This is a genomic window from Streptomyces sp. CC0208 (genome assembly GCF_003443735.1).
Lineage (GTDB): Bacteria > Actinomycetota > Actinomycetes > Streptomycetales > Streptomycetaceae > Streptomyces > Streptomyces sviceus.
In genome coordinates this window covers 4,758,885-4,774,640 of sequence record NZ_CP031969.1, presented here as the reverse complement: position 1 = coordinate 4,774,640, position 15,756 = coordinate 4,758,885, and the positions used below count along the sequence as shown (strand labels likewise).

15 protein-coding genes are annotated in these 15,756 nt (G+C 69.9%); 8 read left to right on the top strand and 7 right to left on the bottom strand.

Annotation, left to right across the window (positions count from 1 at the left end):
• Positions 1-309: 309 nt before the first annotated feature.
• Entirely contained in the window at positions 310-852 is a 543-nt protein-coding gene (locus D1369_RS21875) for an RNA polymerase sigma factor (protein ID WP_007383017.1), read from the bottom strand.
• 635 nt (positions 853-1,487) lie between these two features.
• Here D1369_RS21875 and D1369_RS21865 point away from each other — a divergent pair.
• The 5 genes from D1369_RS21865 (at position 1,488) to D1369_RS43035 (ending at position 6,567) form a co-directional block, all read left to right on the top strand.
• Positions 1,488-3,722: an RNA degradosome polyphosphate kinase gene (locus D1369_RS21865; protein WP_118082579.1), complete on the top strand. Its 2,235-nt coding sequence runs from the start codon at positions 1,488-1,490 to the stop codon at positions 3,720-3,722.
• Positions 3,703-4,752 (top strand): CHAD domain-containing protein, encoded by a 1,050-nt coding sequence (locus tag D1369_RS21860; RefSeq protein ID WP_007383018.1) that lies wholly within the window; start codon positions 3,703-3,705, stop codon positions 4,750-4,752. Before D1369_RS21865 ends, D1369_RS21860 begins: the two co-directional genes overlap by 20 nt.
• Complete coding sequence (locus D1369_RS21855) at positions 4,749-5,165, top strand: NUDIX hydrolase (protein ID WP_007383019.1); 417 nt, start codon at positions 4,749-4,751, stop codon at positions 5,163-5,165. The genes D1369_RS21860 and D1369_RS21855 overlap by 4 nt, the downstream gene beginning before the upstream one ends.
• Before the next feature lie 293 nt (positions 5,166-5,458).
• Positions 5,459-6,292: a hypothetical protein gene (locus tag D1369_RS21845; RefSeq protein WP_007383020.1), complete on the top strand. Its 834-nt coding sequence runs from the start codon at positions 5,459-5,461 to the stop codon at positions 6,290-6,292.
• Positions 6,293-6,390: 98 nt separating this feature from the next.
• Positions 6,391-6,567 carry a hypothetical protein gene (locus D1369_RS43035; protein ID WP_020122926.1) on the top strand — a complete coding sequence of 59 codons (177 nt, stop codon included), beginning with the start codon at positions 6,391-6,393 and terminating at the stop codon, positions 6,565-6,567.
• A 36-nt stretch (positions 6,568-6,603) separates the two neighbouring features.
• Here D1369_RS43035 and D1369_RS21840 read toward each other — a convergent pair whose 3' ends face one another.
• Entirely contained in the window at positions 6,604-6,966 is a 363-nt protein-coding gene (locus D1369_RS21840) for a metal-sensitive transcriptional regulator (RefSeq protein WP_028808530.1), read from the bottom strand.
• A 212-nt stretch (positions 6,967-7,178) separates the two neighbouring features.
• Here D1369_RS21840 and D1369_RS21835 point away from each other — a divergent pair, with 212 nt between their 5' ends.
• Entirely contained in the window at positions 7,179-7,799 is a 621-nt protein-coding gene (locus tag D1369_RS21835; RefSeq protein WP_007383023.1) for a DUF47 family protein, read from the top strand.
• An 8-nt stretch (positions 7,800-7,807) separates the two neighbouring features.
• Positions 7,808-8,806, top strand: a complete 999-nt coding sequence (locus D1369_RS21830) for an inorganic phosphate transporter (RefSeq protein ID WP_007383024.1) — start codon at positions 7,808-7,810, stop codon at positions 8,804-8,806.
• Positions 8,807-8,921: 115 nt separating this feature from the next.
• Here D1369_RS21830 and pstB read toward each other — a convergent pair whose 3' ends face one another.
• The 4 genes from pstB to pstS form a co-directional block, all read right to left on the bottom strand.
• Entirely contained in the window at positions 8,922-9,698 is a 777-nt protein-coding gene (pstB, locus tag D1369_RS21825) for a phosphate ABC transporter ATP-binding protein PstB (protein ID WP_007383025.1), read from the bottom strand.
• A 38-nt stretch (positions 9,699-9,736) separates the two neighbouring features.
• A complete protein-coding gene (pstA, locus tag D1369_RS21820) occupies positions 9,737-10,795 on the bottom strand; it encodes a phosphate ABC transporter permease PstA (protein WP_007383026.1) in 1,059 nt (352 codons plus the stop codon).
• Positions 10,792-11,796 carry a phosphate ABC transporter permease subunit PstC gene (gene pstC, locus D1369_RS21815; RefSeq protein WP_007383027.1) on the bottom strand — a complete coding sequence of 335 codons (1,005 nt, stop codon included), beginning with the start codon at positions 11,794-11,796 and terminating at the stop codon, positions 10,792-10,794. Before pstC ends, pstA begins: the two co-directional genes overlap by 4 nt.
• Positions 11,797-11,914: 118 nt before the next feature.
• The gene (pstS, locus tag D1369_RS21810) at positions 11,915-13,039 is read right to left on the bottom strand and encodes a phosphate ABC transporter substrate-binding protein PstS (RefSeq protein WP_037900636.1); all 1,125 of its coding nucleotides are present in this window, start codon (positions 13,037-13,039) and stop codon (positions 11,915-11,917) included.
• Positions 13,040-13,337: 298 nt separating this feature from the next.
• On the opposite strand from pstS, the gene D1369_RS21805 reads away from it, so the two are divergent.
• Positions 13,338-14,882, top strand: coding sequence for an FAD-binding oxidoreductase (locus D1369_RS21805; RefSeq protein ID WP_007383029.1), 1,545 nt, complete (start codon positions 13,338-13,340; stop codon positions 14,880-14,882).
• Between the two features lie 10 nt (positions 14,883-14,892).
• Here the strand turns inward: D1369_RS21805 and D1369_RS21800 are convergent, their stop codons facing one another.
• Entirely contained in the window at positions 14,893-15,591 is a 699-nt protein-coding gene (locus D1369_RS21800) for a phosphatase PAP2 family protein (RefSeq protein ID WP_007383030.1), read from the bottom strand.
• Between the last annotated feature and the right edge of the window lie 165 nt (positions 15,592-15,756).

Sequence of the window (15,756 nt, the reverse complement as noted above, 5' to 3'; positions counted from 1 at the left end):
CTCGACGCTGCGGTCGGCCCCGCACCACATTCGGCGTCCGGCCCCGCAGCCGGCCCCGCGTCCAGCCCGGCACCACGTCCGGCGTCCGGCCCCGCGTCCAGCCCTGCGAGCGGCCCTGTGCCGGCCCCTCCGTTCCGTCCCGCACCACATCCGGCGCCCAGACCCGCGGCCGTCCCAGTGCACGGTCCTCCGCTCGGCCCCGCACCCGGCCCCCCGCTCGCACCGACCCTCCGCCCCCAGCCGGTGCCTCGCCAGAGACCCGTGTCGGCACCCCGCCTCCCGTTCGGCTCCGCGGTCGTCCCTCGGTGCTCACGCGAGCGCCTCCCTCAGCTGCTTGCGGGCTCGCATCGCCCGAGTCTTGACCGTGCCGGGCGGGATGCCCAGGAGGACGGCGGCCTCGCGGGTGGTGAGGCCGTCGATGACCGTCGCCTGGAGCACCGCCCGCAGCTCCGGTGACAGCCGGACGAGGGCGCCCGCGAGGTCCCCGTGCTCCACCCCCGCGAGCACGCGTTCCTCCGCGGACACCTCGTCCCGGTGCCGCAGGTGGGACAGGGCCTGCCTGAGCCGCCCCCGCGCCCCGTCACCGCGCAGCGCGTCGATCAGCCGCCGTGAGCCGATCCGCCACAGCCACCCGGCCACATCGCCTTCCTCGCGGTAGCGCGCGGTCCCCCGCCACACCGCGAGGAACGTCTCCTGTACGACGTCGTCGACCACGCCCGCGTCCGCGCACCGCCCCCGCAGCCGGGCGAGCAGCCAGGGCGCGTATCGCCGGTACAGCTCCTCGAAGGCACGCCGGTCGCCGTCCGCCGCGATGGCCCGCAGCAGATCCCCGTCGCTTCTCGTTTCCCTCACGCCCCTTCATCGGACGACCCCCGCCGACCGGTTCACATGAGGTGCCGTACCTGCCGTGCACCTCCTACGAGCACGAGCATCCCGGCTACCGCACAGCAGACCAAGCAGGCCCTTCAGCGCCGTACTCGACGAGCACCTCCCGAAGGGGGACCAGCGAGTCCAGCACCGCCCCGGCTGCTCCTTCCGGCTGCCCACGGGCCGCATCAGCGCTGGCCGGCCCCCATGGCCCCGGCAAGTCCCCGCTCCTCGCCCTGGCCGCCGGCCTGCTGCGGCCCACCTCCGGCACGCTCACCGTCCTCGGCGGGGCGCCCGGCGCGGCCGCGACCGGATCCCCCACCGAGACGGCCACCGCCACACCCCCTGACGCCCCACACCCACGGCCCCCGACCGGGACACCGCCCCGCACCCCCGGCCCGCAAACGCCCGGGAGCCGTCCCCCGATATCCCGAACGCCATGTCGCCGTAACCGTTGGTTCAGACAGGCTTGCGAGGCTCAGCGAATGAAGCCCGCCGTGCCAGAGCCTTCGCCGCCGCCCGAGGGGGCCTCGGGGAACGGGAGCGCCCCGCTCGCCGCCGTGCTCCCGCTCGCTGCATCCGACGCGCCCCTTTCGCTCCCGGCGCGGAAGAATGGGGTCATGAGCCAGTCGAACAGCCAGGCAGAGGTCCAGCACGTGCAGCCCTCCGTGGGCTCCATAGCCGCGCACCGCCCGCACACCGTGTCGGCCACCGTCTCCGATCTCGAGCCCGACCTCGACGCCGATCTCGACGCGTACGAGGAGATCCCGGTCGACGGTGCCGCCCAGCTCCCGCAGGGTCGATTCCTCGACCGGGAGCGCAGCTGGCTCGCGTTCAACGAGCGGGTCCTGGAACTCGCCGAGGATCCGAACACGCCCCTCCTGGAGCGCGCGAACTTCCTCGCGATCTTCGCCAGCAACCTGGACGAGTTCTTCATGGTCCGGGTGGCCGGACTGAAGCGCCGTATCGCCACCGGCGTCGCCACCCGCTCCGCCTCCGGCCTCCAGCCGCGCGAGGTGCTGGAGATGATCTGGGCCCGCTCCCGCGAGCTCATGGCCCGGCACGCCGCCTGCTACCACGAGGACGTCGCCCCCGCACTCGCGGAGGAGGGCATCCACCTGGTCCGCTGGAACGAACTCCAGGAGAAGGAGCAGGCCCGCCTCTTCACCCTGTTCCGGCACCAGATCTTCCCGGTCCTGACCCCCCTCGCGGTCGACCCGGCGCACCCCTTCCCGTACATCTCCGGGCTCTCCCTGAACCTGGCCGTGATCGTGCGCAACCCGGTCAACGGCAACCGCCACTTCGCCCGGGTCAAGGTCCCGCCGCTGCTGTCCCGCTTCCTGGAGTCCTCCCAGGGCCGGTACGTCCCCATCGAGGACGTCATCGGCGCCCACCTGGAGGAGCTGTTCCCGGGCATGGAGGTGCTGGAGCACCACACCTTCCGGGTCACCCGCAACGAGGACCTGGAGGTCGAGGAGGACGACGCCGAGAACCTCCTCCAGGCCCTGGAGAAGGAGCTCATGCGGCGCCGTTTCGGTCCGCCGGTGCGCCTGGAGGTCGAGGAGTCCATCGACCGCGAGGTGCTGGACCTGCTGGTGCGCGAGCTGAAGATCTCCGAGGCGGAGGTCTACCCGCTGCCCGGTCCGCTCGACCTCACCGGCCTCTTCCGCATCGCCGGCCTCGACCGCCCCGAGCTGAAGTACCGCAAGTTCGTCGCGGGCGTCCACCGCGACCTGGCCGAGGTCGAGTCGGCGTCCGCGCCGGACATCTTCGCCGCCCTGCGCACCCGTGACGTCCTGCTCCACCACCCCTACGACAGCTTCTCGACGTCCGTCCAGGCCTTCCTCCAGCAGGCGGCCGACGACCCGGACGTCCTCGCCATCAAGCAGACCCTGTACCGCACGTCGGGCGACTCCCCCATCGTCGACGCCCTCATCGACGCCGCCGAGGCCGGCAAGCAGGTCCTCGTCCTGGTCGAGATCAAGGCCCGCTTCGACGAGCACGCCAACATCAAGTGGGCGCGCAAGCTGGAGGAGGCGGGCTGCCATGTCGTCTACGGCCTGGTCGGCCTGAAGACCCACTGCAAGCTGTCCCTGGTGGTCCGCCAGGAAGGCGACACGCTACGGCGGTACAGCCACGTCGGCACCGGCAACTACCACCCGAAGACCGCTCGGCTGTACGAGGACCTGGGTCTGCTCACGGCCGACCCGCAGGTGGGCGCGGATCTGTCCGACCTGTTCAACCGGCTGTCCGGCTACTCGCGCCGGGAGACCTACCGTCGCCTCCTGGTGGCCCCCAAGTCCCTGCGCGACGGCCTCATTTCACGCGTGAACAAGGAAGTCCAGCACCACCGCGCGGGACGTCCGGCCTTCATCCGCATCAAGGTCAACTCCCTGGTGGACGAGGCCCTCATCGACTCGCTCTACCGCGCGTCCCAGGCGGGCGTGCCGGTCGACGTCTGGGTGCGCGGCATCTGCGCGATCCGACCGAGCGTCACGGGCCTGTCCGAGAACATCCGGGTCCGCTCGATCCTCGGCCGGTTCCTCGAACACTCCCGGATCTTCGCCTTCGGCAACGGCGGCGAGCCCGAGGTGTGGATCGGCAGCGCCGACATGATGCACCGCAACCTCGACCGCCGGATAGAGGCACTGGTGAGGATCACCGACCCGGCCCACCGGGCGGCCATCAACCGGCTGCTGGAGACCGGGATGTCCGACACCACCGCGTCGTGGCACCTCGGCCCGGACGGCGAGTGGACCCGGCACGCCACGGACGCGGACGGCCAACCCCTGCGCAACGTCCAGGAGATGCTCATAGACGCCCGGAGGCGCCGGCGTGGCACAGCAACACCTTGAACCGACGGAACCCGTGTCCGGGCACCTCGGGCCGTCCCCCACCGGGGACGCCCTCGCGGGTTACCTGCGGTCCCAGGCAACGGAGTTCCTCCGCGCTCTGCGCCAGCACCGCGAATCAGGCGGAACGGCGGCGGGCGCGGAGGACCCCGTCGACGCGGCCCGGGCCCTGCGCCGCTCGGTCCGCCGCATCAGCGCCAGCCTCCACACCTTCCGCCCGCTCCTCGACCCCGAGTGGTCGGAGTCCCTGCGCCCGGAACTGGCTTGGCTCTCCGGCACGTTGGGCATGGAGCACGGGTACGAGTCCCGCCTGGAAAGGCTGTTGCTGGCGCTGCACCGGCTGTCCGGCGCGGTGTTCCCCGCACAGCCGGCCCCCGTCGGCGGCGGCCCCTCGGCGCCCACCGCGTCCACCCCCGACCGCGGCAACCTGACCGTGGGTGCCGCCAAAGCAGGCGCCCTCCTGGACCGCCAGCTCACCCTCGCCCGCACCCGGGCCCACTCGACCGCCCTCCAGGCCCTCGGCTCCTCGCGCTTCCACGCGGTGGCCGACAGCATCGCCGTACTGGCCAGCGAGGTCCCGTTGACGAGAACGGCCCTCTCCACCGACCTCCAGCCCCTGGCCACCGCGGCCCAGGGACGCCTCGAGGACGCGGTGTCCGCCCTCCCCCTGGTCACCGCGGGCAGCCCCTACAACGCCGAGGCCCTCATCCACGGCCTCTCCCCGGACCCCTCCCCTCACGCCCAGGACGCCCCCTGGCACCAGGTCCGCCTGCTGCTGCGCCTGTACCGCTACGCGCGCGAGACCCTGACCTCCTCGGTGGACGTACGGCTCCTCACGGCGGGCCAGTGCCTGGACCGTCACCGGGACGCCTCGGAGGCCGCGTCCGCGGCCGCCGCAGCGGCCCGCACCCCCCGCATAGCCCCGGCCACCGCCTACGCACTGGGCGTCCTGCACGCCGACCAGCGTCACGAGGTGGAGGCCGCCCGGTTCGCGTTCCAGCAGTGCTGGCAGAAGCAGGCGGTGAGTACATGACCCATCCCGATGACGATGACTCCGTCGTCCAGGCGGCCGGCTGTGTCCTGTGGCGCCGCTCACCGATCGACGGCGATCTCGAGATCTGCCTGGTCCACAGGCCGAAATACGACGACTGGTCGCATCCCAAGGGCAAGTTGAAGCGCGAGGAGGACCCCCTCACCGGCGCGCTGCGTGAGGTCGAGGAGGAGACGGGCTGCACCGCCGAGCCCGGCACCGAGCTGCCCAGCGTCCACTACATGGCCAACGGCCGCCCCAAACGGGTCCGTTACTGGGCGGCCGAGGCAACCGGAGGCCACTTCACCCCGAACGACGAGGTGGACCGCATCCTGTGGCTCTCCCCCGCCGCGGCCCGCAGCCGTCTGACGCAGTACCGCGACCGCACCCTGATCGACGAGCTGCTGCCGCGCTAGCCTCCGTCCGCGTGCCCCTCCGCGTCCGCCCGCGCCTGGCTGCGGGCTCTGCGCGCCGGTCCGCGCCAGCCGCAGGTGCACCGGGCCAGGCAGAAACGGCCCTGTTCGACCATCTGCGTCTGGTGGGCCGGGCCGTCGGATGGGGGTGGGGGGGTCCTGTCCTGCTGCGCCACACTGACAACGTTACCCATGCCGGGTAAACGGACGGTGTGCGCGTGACAACCCTTCCTACCGGTCGTTATCCGAAGTGACAGGTGGTCCGTGGCGGACGTACCGGCTGGGGGTAGGCGGCGATGACGGAGCGGCAGCAGAGGCAGGCCGGCGGGTCGGTCCTCGTCGCGGCGGTGCTCATGGCCTGCGCCTGCGCCACCGGTTGTTCAGGAAGCGCCGCCCTGGACGACTCACATGCGGCCGACCCGGTCGGGACCCTGCGCCGGGCCGCCGACACCCTGGTGGACGCGGGCAGTTCGAAGGCCCGTACGTCGATGGAGATGGCCACCGGCGGCACCCGGGTCACCATTCGCGGCGAGGGTGTGTACGACTACCGGGAGCGCCTGGGCCGGCTGAAGGTGATGCTGCCGCAGGACCCGGCCGGCACCAGCGAGCACCGGCCGATCACCGAACTCCTCGCCCCCGGCGCCCTGTTCATGAAGAACCGGGGCGCGGGTGTGCCCGCGGACAAATGGGTGCGCGTCGACACCACGGCCCTCTCCGACGGCAATCTCGTCACCGGCGGGGCCACCGATCCGTTCGCCGCGGCCGAGGTGCTGCGCGGGACCAGGTCGGCGACGTACGTGGGCGCGACCGAGCTCGCCGGGACCGAGGTGCGGCACTACCGGGGCACGGCGGATCTGGCCGACGCGGCGAAGAGCGCGGCCGGCGCCAACCAGGAGGTGCTGGCCGCGGCGGCGAAAGGGTTCGCCACGGCCGCGGTCCCGTTCGACGTCTACCTCGACGACCAGGGCCGTATCCGCAAGATCCGCCACCGCTTCAGCTTCGTCAACGGACAGCGCCACGGCACCGTCGCGGTCGCCTCGACGACGCTGCTGTTCGACTTCGGGGCCGCCGCGGACGTACGGCTGCCGGCCGCCCGGGACATCTACGCCGGCAAGATCGCCGAGGGGTGAGCGGTCGTGACGGGTGTCAAGAACTAGCCCGTCCGTGCCATGCGCGGTGTGTACGCCGCTCCCTACTCTAGGAAGTCGGTAACGGCAGAGAAGAGGTGATGCGCGTGGCTCCGGTCGGCGGTACGGCGGTTCAGGACCACGTGGCCCTCGCCGAGATCGAACTGTGCGGAGAGCTGATCATCGCGGCGTCGGCCGCGGACGACCGGCTCAGCCTGGAAAGCATCGACGAGGTGCTGAAAGTGGCCGAGGAACGCGCGGACGCCCCCGGCCGGTGAGCCGGGGGCGCCTGTTCCGTCGCGGGGAAGGCCGGATCACGTCCGCAGCAGACGGCCGATGGCCTTCGTCGCCTCCTCGACCTTCGCGTCGATCTCGGCGCCGCCCTTGACGGCCGCATCGGCGACGCAGTGCCGCAGGTGTTCCTCCAGCAGCTGCAGCGCGAAGGACTGCAGGGCCTTGGTGGAGGCGGACACCTGCGTGAGTATGTCGATGCAGTAGACGTCCTCGTCGACCATCCGCTGCAGCCCCCGGATCTGGCCCTCGATCCGGCGCAGTCGCTTGAGGTGCTCGTCCTTCTGCTTGTGGTAGCCGTGCGTGGTGGGCTCGTGGGTCTCGTGGGGGCTGGTTTCCGCCACTGTCTCGGAGGGCGCCGTGGCGCCGGCCTCGGTCGTCGTCATCGCGTCCTCCACATCACGGCCACAACCTTGAGGGAATCACATACCCCTCCTGGGTATATCGTACCGAAGTTTCCCGGGTATAGGGCCTGCGGACGGCCCCCGTGCCAACCACTGTGCCCGATGGGCGACACTGGGGGACGGCCCATTAGCCGTGGCCGGATGATGCACTTAGCATCACCCTGACCGAAACCGATGCACCCCGAGGACCCCTTGTGCGCTTTCGTCTGACCCCCAGGGAGACGAGCTTCTACGACATGTTCGCCGCCTCCGCGGACAACATCGTCACGGGCTCGAAGCTCCTGATGGAACTGCTCGGCGCGGACACCGCCGGCCGGGCCGAGATCGCAGAGCGTATGCGGGCCGCGGAACACGCCGGTGACGACGCCACCCACGCGATCTTCCACCAGTTGAACTCCTCGTTCATCACGCCGTTCGACCGCGAGGACATCTACAACCTGGCGTCCTCCCTCGACGACATCATGGACTTCATGGAGGAGGCCGTCGACCTGGTCGTCCTCTACAACGTCGAGGAGCTCCCCAAGGGCGTCGAGCAGCAGATCGAGGTGCTCGCGCGGGCCGCCGAGCTCACGGCCGAGGCCATGCCGCACCTGCGGACCATGGACAACCTCACCGAGTACTGGATCGAGGTCAACCGGCTGGAGAACCAGGCGGACCAGATCCACCGCAAGCTGCTCGCCATGCTCTTCAACGGCAAGTACGAGGCCATCGAGGTCCTCAAGCTCAAGCAGATCGTGGACGTCCTCGAAGAGGCCGCGGACGCGTTCGAGCATGTGGCGAACACGGTGGAGACCATCGCCGTCAAGGAGTCCTGAACCCTTCCATGGACACCTTCGCTCTGGTCGTGACCATCCTGGTCGCGCTCTTCTTCACGTACACGAACGGCTTCCACGACTCGGCGAACGCGATCGCGACGTCCGTGTCGACGCGGGCGCTGACCCCCCGGGCCGCGCTCGCCATGGCGGCGGTCATGAACCTGGCAGGAGCCTTTCTCGGCTCCGGGGTCGCCAAGACCGTCAGTGAGGGCCTGATCGAGACGCCGGCGGGCTCGAAGGGGATGGGGATCCTGTTCTCGGCACTGGTCGGGGCGATCGTGTGGAACCTCGTCACCTGGTACTTCGGGCTGCCCTCCTCGTCCTCGCACGCGTTGTTCGGGGGCATGGTGGGGGCCGCGCTCGCGGGCGGCACTGAGGTCATCTGGAACGGTGTGCTCGACAAGGTCGTCATCCCGATGTTCATCTCGCCGGTCGTCGGTCTGGTCGCCGGTTACCTGGTGATGACGGCGATCATGTGGATCTTCCGGCGCGCCAATCCGCACAAGGCGAAGCGGGGTTTCCGGATAGCGCAGACCGTGTCCGCGGCCGGCATGGCCCTCGGGCACGGCCTCCAGGACGCCCAGAAGACCATGGGCATCGTGGTGATGGCCCTGGTGATCTCGGGTCACGAGACGTACGGCGACCCGATCCCGGTCTGGGTGAAGATCGCCTGCGCGCTGATGCTGTCGCTGGGCACGTACGCGGGCGGCTGGCGCATCATGCGCACGCTGGGCCGGAAGATCATCGAACTCGATCCGCCGCAGGGCTTCGCCGCCGAGACGACCGGCGCGGCGATCATGTTCACCACCGCGTACCTGTTCAAGGCGCCGGTGTCGACGACCCACGTCATCACCTCGGCGATCATGGGTGTCGGCGCCACCAAGCGGGTCAACGCGGTCCGCTGGGGCGTCGCCAAGAACATCGTCCTCGGCTGGTTCATCACCATGCCGGCCGCGGCGATCGTGGCCGCCTGCGCCTACGGGATCGTGAACCTGCTGTTCCTGTAGGCGCCGAGCCGGGTGTACGACAACGGGCCCGCCCCCGGAATCCGGGGGCGGGCCCTCTGTGTCCTCGCGGTGGCACCGCCATGCAGCACCGCGAGGGGTCTTCAGGGGACTCGGCTCAGCCGAAGCGGCCCGAGATGTAGTCCTCGGTGGCCTGGACGGACGGGTTGGAGAAGATCCGCTCCGTCTCGTCGATCTCGATCAGCTTGCCGGGCTGCCCGACCGCGGCCAGGTTGAAGAAGGCCGTACGGTCCGAGACGCGGGCCGCCTGCTGCATGTTGTGCGTCACGATGACGATCGTGAAGCGCTCCTTCAGCTCACCGATCAGGTCCTCGATGGCGAGCGTGGAGATCGGGTCCAGGGCCGAGCAGGGCTCGTCCATGAGCAGGACCTTGGGCTCCACCGCGATCGCGCGGGCGATGCACAGTCGCTGCTGCTGACCACCGGAGAGACCCGAACCCGGCTTGTTCAGCCGGTCCTTGACCTCGTTCCAGAGATTCGCGCCCTTGAGGGACTTCTCGACGACGTCCGACAGTTCGCTCTTCTTGTACGAGCCGTTCAGGCGCAGGCCCGCCGCCACGTTGTCGAAGATCGACATCGTCGGGAACGGGTTCGGGCGCTGGAACACCATGCCCACCTCGCGGCGGACGGACACGGGGTCGATGCCCTGGCCGTACAGGTCCTCGTCGTCGAGGAGCACCTTGCCCTCGACCCGGCCGCCCGAGGTGACCTCGTGCATCCGGTTGAGCGTGCGCAGGAACGTCGACTTTCCGCAGCCGGAGGGGCCGATGAAGGCCGTCACCGAGCGGGGCTCGACCGTCATCGAGATGTCTTCGATCGCCTTGTGGGAGCCGTAGTAGGCGGTGAGTCCGCTTACGTCGATTCGCTTGGCCATGATTACTTCACTTCCAGTCAGTCGCTGAGAAGGCCGCGTCAGCGACCGGTCTTCGGGGCCTTCCAGCGGGCGATGCCGCGAGCCACCAGGTTCAGGATCATCACGAAGGCGATCAGCGTCAGGGACGCCGCCCAGGCACGGTCGTACGCCGCACCGGCGCCCGCGCTGTTCGCGTACTGCTGATAGATGTACAGCGGAAGCGACTGCTGCGCACCCTCGAAGGGGTTGGCGTTGATGATCGAGTTGCCCCAGACCAGGAGCAGCACCGGCGCGGTCTCGCCCGCGATACGGGCGATCGCCAGCATGATGCCCGTGGTGATGCCGCCGATGGAGGTCGGCAGGACCACCTTCAGGATGGTCCGCCACTTCGGGATGCCCAGCGCCAGGGACGCCTCGCGCAGCTCGTTCGGGACGAGCTTGAGCATCTCCTCCGTGGAGCGGACGACGACCGGCATCATCAGGATGGCCAGGGCGAGCGACCCGGCGAACCCGAAGGGCTCCATGTCGAACATCAGCATGATCGAGAGGATGAACAGACCCGCGACGATCGACGGGATGCCCGTCATGACGTCGACGAAGAACGTGACGGCCTTGGCGAGGTTCCCGCGCCCGTACTCGACCAGGTAGATCGCGGTGAGCACACCGATCGGCGCCGCGATCAGGGTGGCGAGGCCGACCTGCTCCAGGCTGCCGAGGATGGCGTGGTAGATGCCGCCGCCCGGCTCGGAGTCGGAGATCAGGCCCATCGAGTGGGTCAGGAAGTAGAAGTCGAGGACCTTCACACCGCGCGAGACCGTCGACCACACCAGGGAGACCAGCGGGACGACCGCGAGGAGGAAGGCGACCCAGACCAGAGCCGTCGCGACCCGGTCCTTGGCCTGGCGGCGGCCCTCCACCCGGGCCGCGATGACGTACGTGCCGAGGACGAACAGGACCCCGGCCATCAGGGCCCACTGGATGCTGCTGTCCAGGCCGGCCGCCGCGCTGATGCCGAGGCCGAGGGCGACGGAGCCGGCGGCGATGGCGTACGGGGCCCACTTGGGGAGGCTGGCACCGCGCAGCGTACTGGGGCGCTTCTCCGCGATTGCGTTGCTCATGCGTTGGCCCCCGAGTACTCCTTGCGACGCGCGATGATCATGCGGGCCGCGCCGTTGACCAGCAGGGTGATGACGAACAGGACGAGGCCGGAGGCGATCAGCGCGTCCCGGCCCAGCTCGCTGGCCTCACCGAACTTGCTGGCGATGTTCTGGGCGAAGGTGCCGCCGCCCGGGTCGAGCAGGCTGGCCTGGATGTCGAAGGTCGGCGAGAGCACGGTGGCCACGGCCATCGTCTCGCCGAGCGCGCGGCCGAGGCCGAGCATCGACGCGGAGATCACACCGGAGCGGCCGAAGGGGATCACCGCCATGCGGATGACCTCCCAGCGGGTGGCGCCGAGCGCCAGGGCCGCCTCCTCGTGCATCTGCGGAACCTGGCGGAAGACCTCGCGGCTCACGTTGGTGATGATCGGCAGGATCATGATGGCGAGCAGGATGCCGACGGTGAGCATCGAGCGGGGTGCCCCGCCCTGCCAGGAGAAGATGCCGGTCCAGCCGAGGTAGTCGTTGAGCCAGCCGTAGAGGCCGTTCATGTGCGGGACCAGGATCAGGGCGCCCCAGAGGCCGTACACGATGGACGGCACCGCGGCGAGCAGGTCGATCACGTAGGCGATCGGGCCGCTCAGCCTGCGGGGGGCGTAGTGCGTGAGGAACAGCGCGATGGCGACGGCGATCGGGACCGCGATGGCCATGGCGATGATCGAGGAGACGATCGTGCCGAAGACCAGGACCGCGATGCCGAACTTCGGCGGGATGAGCTGCGTGTTCCACTCGAACGTGGTGAAGAAGTTCGCCTCGTCCTTGCTGATCGCGATCGAGGCGCGGTAGGTGAGGAAGCCGGCTATGGCGGCCATGATCACCAGGAGCAGGATGCCCGACCCGCGGGACAGACCGAGGAAGATCCGGTCACCGGGGCGGGTGGCGCCACGGGCCGCGCGCTTCTGCTCGGCCGTGGGGATGTGGGGTGCGGGGGGAGGTGCGTCTGTTATCTGTGTGGTGTCCATCGGGTTCTCCGGTCTGCTGAGCCCCACGCGAGGTGCGGCTCCTGGCGGCGGTGCACCGGACGGTGCGGTCCGGACCGGCACCCTCGACAGGGGGCTCGGGCCGGACCACACACTCAGGTCAGCTCAGGCCCTCGATGGTGGTGCGGACCTTGGCGATGATGTCGTCGGGGATGGGCGCGTAGTCATTGTCCGCCAGGACCTTCTGGCCGTCCTCGGAGGCGGTGTAGCGCAGGAACGCCTTGGTGGCGGCCAGGGTGTCGGACTTGTTGCCCTTGTCGCAGACGATCTCGTACGTGACGAGGACCATCGGGTAGGCACCGTCGGCCTTGGTCCCGTAGTTGAGCTCCAGCGCCAGGTCGGAGCCGGTGCCGATGACCTTGGCGTCGGCGATGGCCTTCGTGGCGTTCTCGACGGTGGGCTCGACCGGGGCGGAGGCGCCGGTGTTGATGCTGACCGGCGTGATGCCGTCCTTGGCGTAGGAGAGCTCGAAGTAGCCGATGGCGCCGTTGGTCTGCTTCACCTGCTGGGCGACACCGGAGGACTGCGCGGCGGACTGGCCGCCCTTGGCCACCCAGGTCTTGCCGTGCTCGTAGGGCCAGTCGCTCTTGGCGGTGGCGATCAGGTACTTGGTGAAGTTGTCCGTGGTACCGGAGTCGTCCGAGCGGTGGAACGCCTGGATCTTCAGGTCGGGCAGCTTCACGCCCGGGTTCAGCTTGGCGATCGCCGGGTCGTTCCAGTTGCTGATCTTGGCGTTGAAGATCTTGGCGATGGTGGGCGCGTCCAGCGTGAGCTTGTCGACGCCGGAGATGTTGATGCCGAGGGCGATCGGGCCGCCGACCATCGGGAGGTCGATGCCCTGGCCGCCGGAGCAGACCTTCTTGGAGGCCGTGACCTCTTCGGGCTTCAGCGCGGAGTCGGAACCCGCGAAGGCGACCTGGCCGTTGTTGAACGCGGTGACGCCCGCGCCGGAACCGCCGCCCTTGTAGTTGATCTGCACACCACAGGCCTGCGTGAACTGCTTGACCCAGGCGTCGATCGCGTTCTTCTGCGCGGAGGAGCCGTCGGCGAGCAGCTGACCCTTGGCGCCGTCACACTTGATGTTGCCGGCGGCCGCCGTGGCGGACGCGCTGCTGCCGCCGCCGCTGCTCGTGTCGTCGGAGCCGCACGCCGTGAGGGCCAGGGCGCCGGAGACGGCGAGAGCACCGAAGGCGAGGGCCCGCCGGTTCATGCGCTGAAGCTTCACTTGAGTTCCTTCCAGGAGCCGCCGTCCTGAATCCGGCGGCGTGCGCGAAGTCTGAGAGACACGGGTGCGCTGTCGTGACGCACCACGCATCGCGTAAGGCCGAAATTAGGCAGATCAGGTGAAGGCGTTTATGGCCGGAAGTGAACGGCGGGTGAACCCCTGCAGAAGGTGCGGTGAGGTCACGGAACGCTTACGTCGGGGGCACAGTGTGATTCCGGAACGCACCCGGGAACCCCCACACCCACAGTCCCGTCTCGTTCCACGGAAGCCGACGAGGCCGACGAAAGGCAAGGAACACATGGAACGGCGTACGTTCATCGGGGGCGGCGCTGCCGCGATCGCGGCGACGGCCACGGCCGCCTGCCACGGCGGCGGCAGCAGCGCCGACGCCACGCAGAGCACCTTCGGCCAGGCGCTTTCCTCCCGTACGCCCACCGCGGCCGCCGCGAACTGGACCGCCCTCGCCCATGACCTGGACGGCACCCTGGTCCGCCCCGGCGAGGCGAACTGGGCAACCGCGCGACAGCTCTACAACACCCGCTTCGACTCGCTGAAGCCCGCGGCGGTGGCGTACGTGGCGCACGCCGACGACATCCGCACCACGCTCGCCTACGCCCGCGCCCACGGCGTGCGGGTGGCGATCCGCAACGGCGGCCACTCCTACGCCGGCTGGTCCTCGGGAAACAACCGGCTGATCGTCGATGTCTCGAAGCTGAACCGCGTCCGCGCCTCGGGCGGCACCGCCGTGGTCGGCGCCGGCGCCAAGCTGATCGACGTCTACCGGGCCCTCACCGCGAAGGGCGTGACGATCCCCGCGGGCTCCTGCCCGACCGTGGGCGTCTCCGGCCTGGTGCTCGGCGGCGGTCACGGCGTGGCCTCCCGGGCCTACGGGCTCACCTGCGACAGCCTCACCCAGGCCAGTGTGATCACGGCCGACGGCAAGCAGCTCACCGCGAACGCCACCACGAGCACCGATCTCTTCTGGGCCCTGCGCGGCGCGGGCAACGGCAACTTCGGCGTGGTGACCGAACTGCACTTCAAGACCCACCCGGCCCCGCAGGGCGTGACCGCGTACGCGACCTGGCCGTGGTCGAAGGCGGCCGCCGTGGTGCGGGCCTGGCAGGAGTGGGGCCCCGGCCAGCCCGACGAGATCTGGTCCTCCTGCCACCTGGAGAACGGCGGCTCGCCCTCCGTGGCGGTCGCGGCGTTCTCCATGGGCACCTACGGCGAACTCCAGAACGCGCTCGACCGCCTGGCCGACCGGGTCGGCTCACCGGCCCGCCACGTCACCCTCCGGCGGCACTCCTACGAGAGCGCGATGGAGGCGTACGCGGGCTGCTCGTCCTTCTCCACGGACGCCAAGTGCCACCTGCCCGGCTCCACCCCGAACCGCGACCCGCACGGTGCCCTCGGCCGGGAGACCTACGCGGCCCACTCGGACTTCTTCGACCGCTCGCTGTCCGCGGCCGGCATCCAGACCCTCCTGAGGCAGGTCGCCGCGGTCCGGGGCGGCTCGGGCAGCATCGCCCTGACCGCCCTCGGCGGCGCGGTCAACCGCGTCTCGCCCACGGCCACGGCCTTCGTCCACCGCCGCTCCCGCATGCTGGCCCAGTACATAGGGTCCTGGCGGGCGGGCACGACGGGCACGACGGCCCAGTCCTGGCTGACGGGAGCCCACGACGCGATGAAGCCGTACGCCTCGGGAGCGGCCTACCAGAACTACACGGACCCGACGCTGAGGGACTGGCGGAAGGCGTACTACGGCGAAGCGGCGACCAAGCTCGCCAAGGTGAAGAAGGAGTACGACCCGCAGGGGTTCTTCACGTTCCCGCAGGCGCTGTAGCCGTTCCTCGCTACGCGGCGAGGTCCCGCTCGGAGGCCGCGGCGTCCTGCCGGGCCCCGGGAAGCACCGAGGCCCCCCGCTCGGCCCCGCGGGCACGAATCAGCCACGCGCCTTTCGAGGACCCCTCGACGGCCTTCAGCAAAGGTGTCAGAAGGGCCATCGCGAGCGGCGACAACAGCAGGGTCACGGCCGTTCCGAGCGCGAACCCGCCGATGACGTCGGTCGGATAGTGCACCCCCATGTACACCCGGCAGAAGCCTTCGAGCAGCGCCAGCGCGATTCCGACGAGCCCGGACTTCCGGTTGGCCACGAACAGTCCGACGGCCATCGCCATGGTGATCGTCGCGTGGTCGCTCACGAAGGAGTAGTCGGTCTTCCCGGAGACCAGGACCTCGAGCCCCTCATGGGTCCGGAACGGCCGGGGCCGCTCGACGAACCCCCTTATGGGCACGTTCACCAGCACGGCCAGCGCGGCGGCGAGCGGCGCCCACACCAGCGCGGCCACGGAGGAGGCGGCGTCCTCGCCCCCGCGCCGCCGCCCTGCCCACCAGCACCACAGGATCAGCAGCACCATCCCGAGCAGGATGCCGTACTCCCCGACGTACTCCATGACCCGGTCGAACCAGTGCGGGGCGTCCTTGGCCAGGCCGTTGATGTCGTAGAGAAGGTCGACGTCGGGGTTCGACCCGGATTCGGCGAGAACAGCCATGGTGCTGCGGCCCCTTCGTCGTCTTTCCCGGCGTACCCATGTGCGCTCGGCTACGCCCCCAGGAACGCACGGCTCCCGTTAATACGTTCCACACTCCACTGAATGATCACGCAGACGTTATCGAAGAGAGATACATCGCCGCAGCTCAGGGGGTGGGTTTCACGC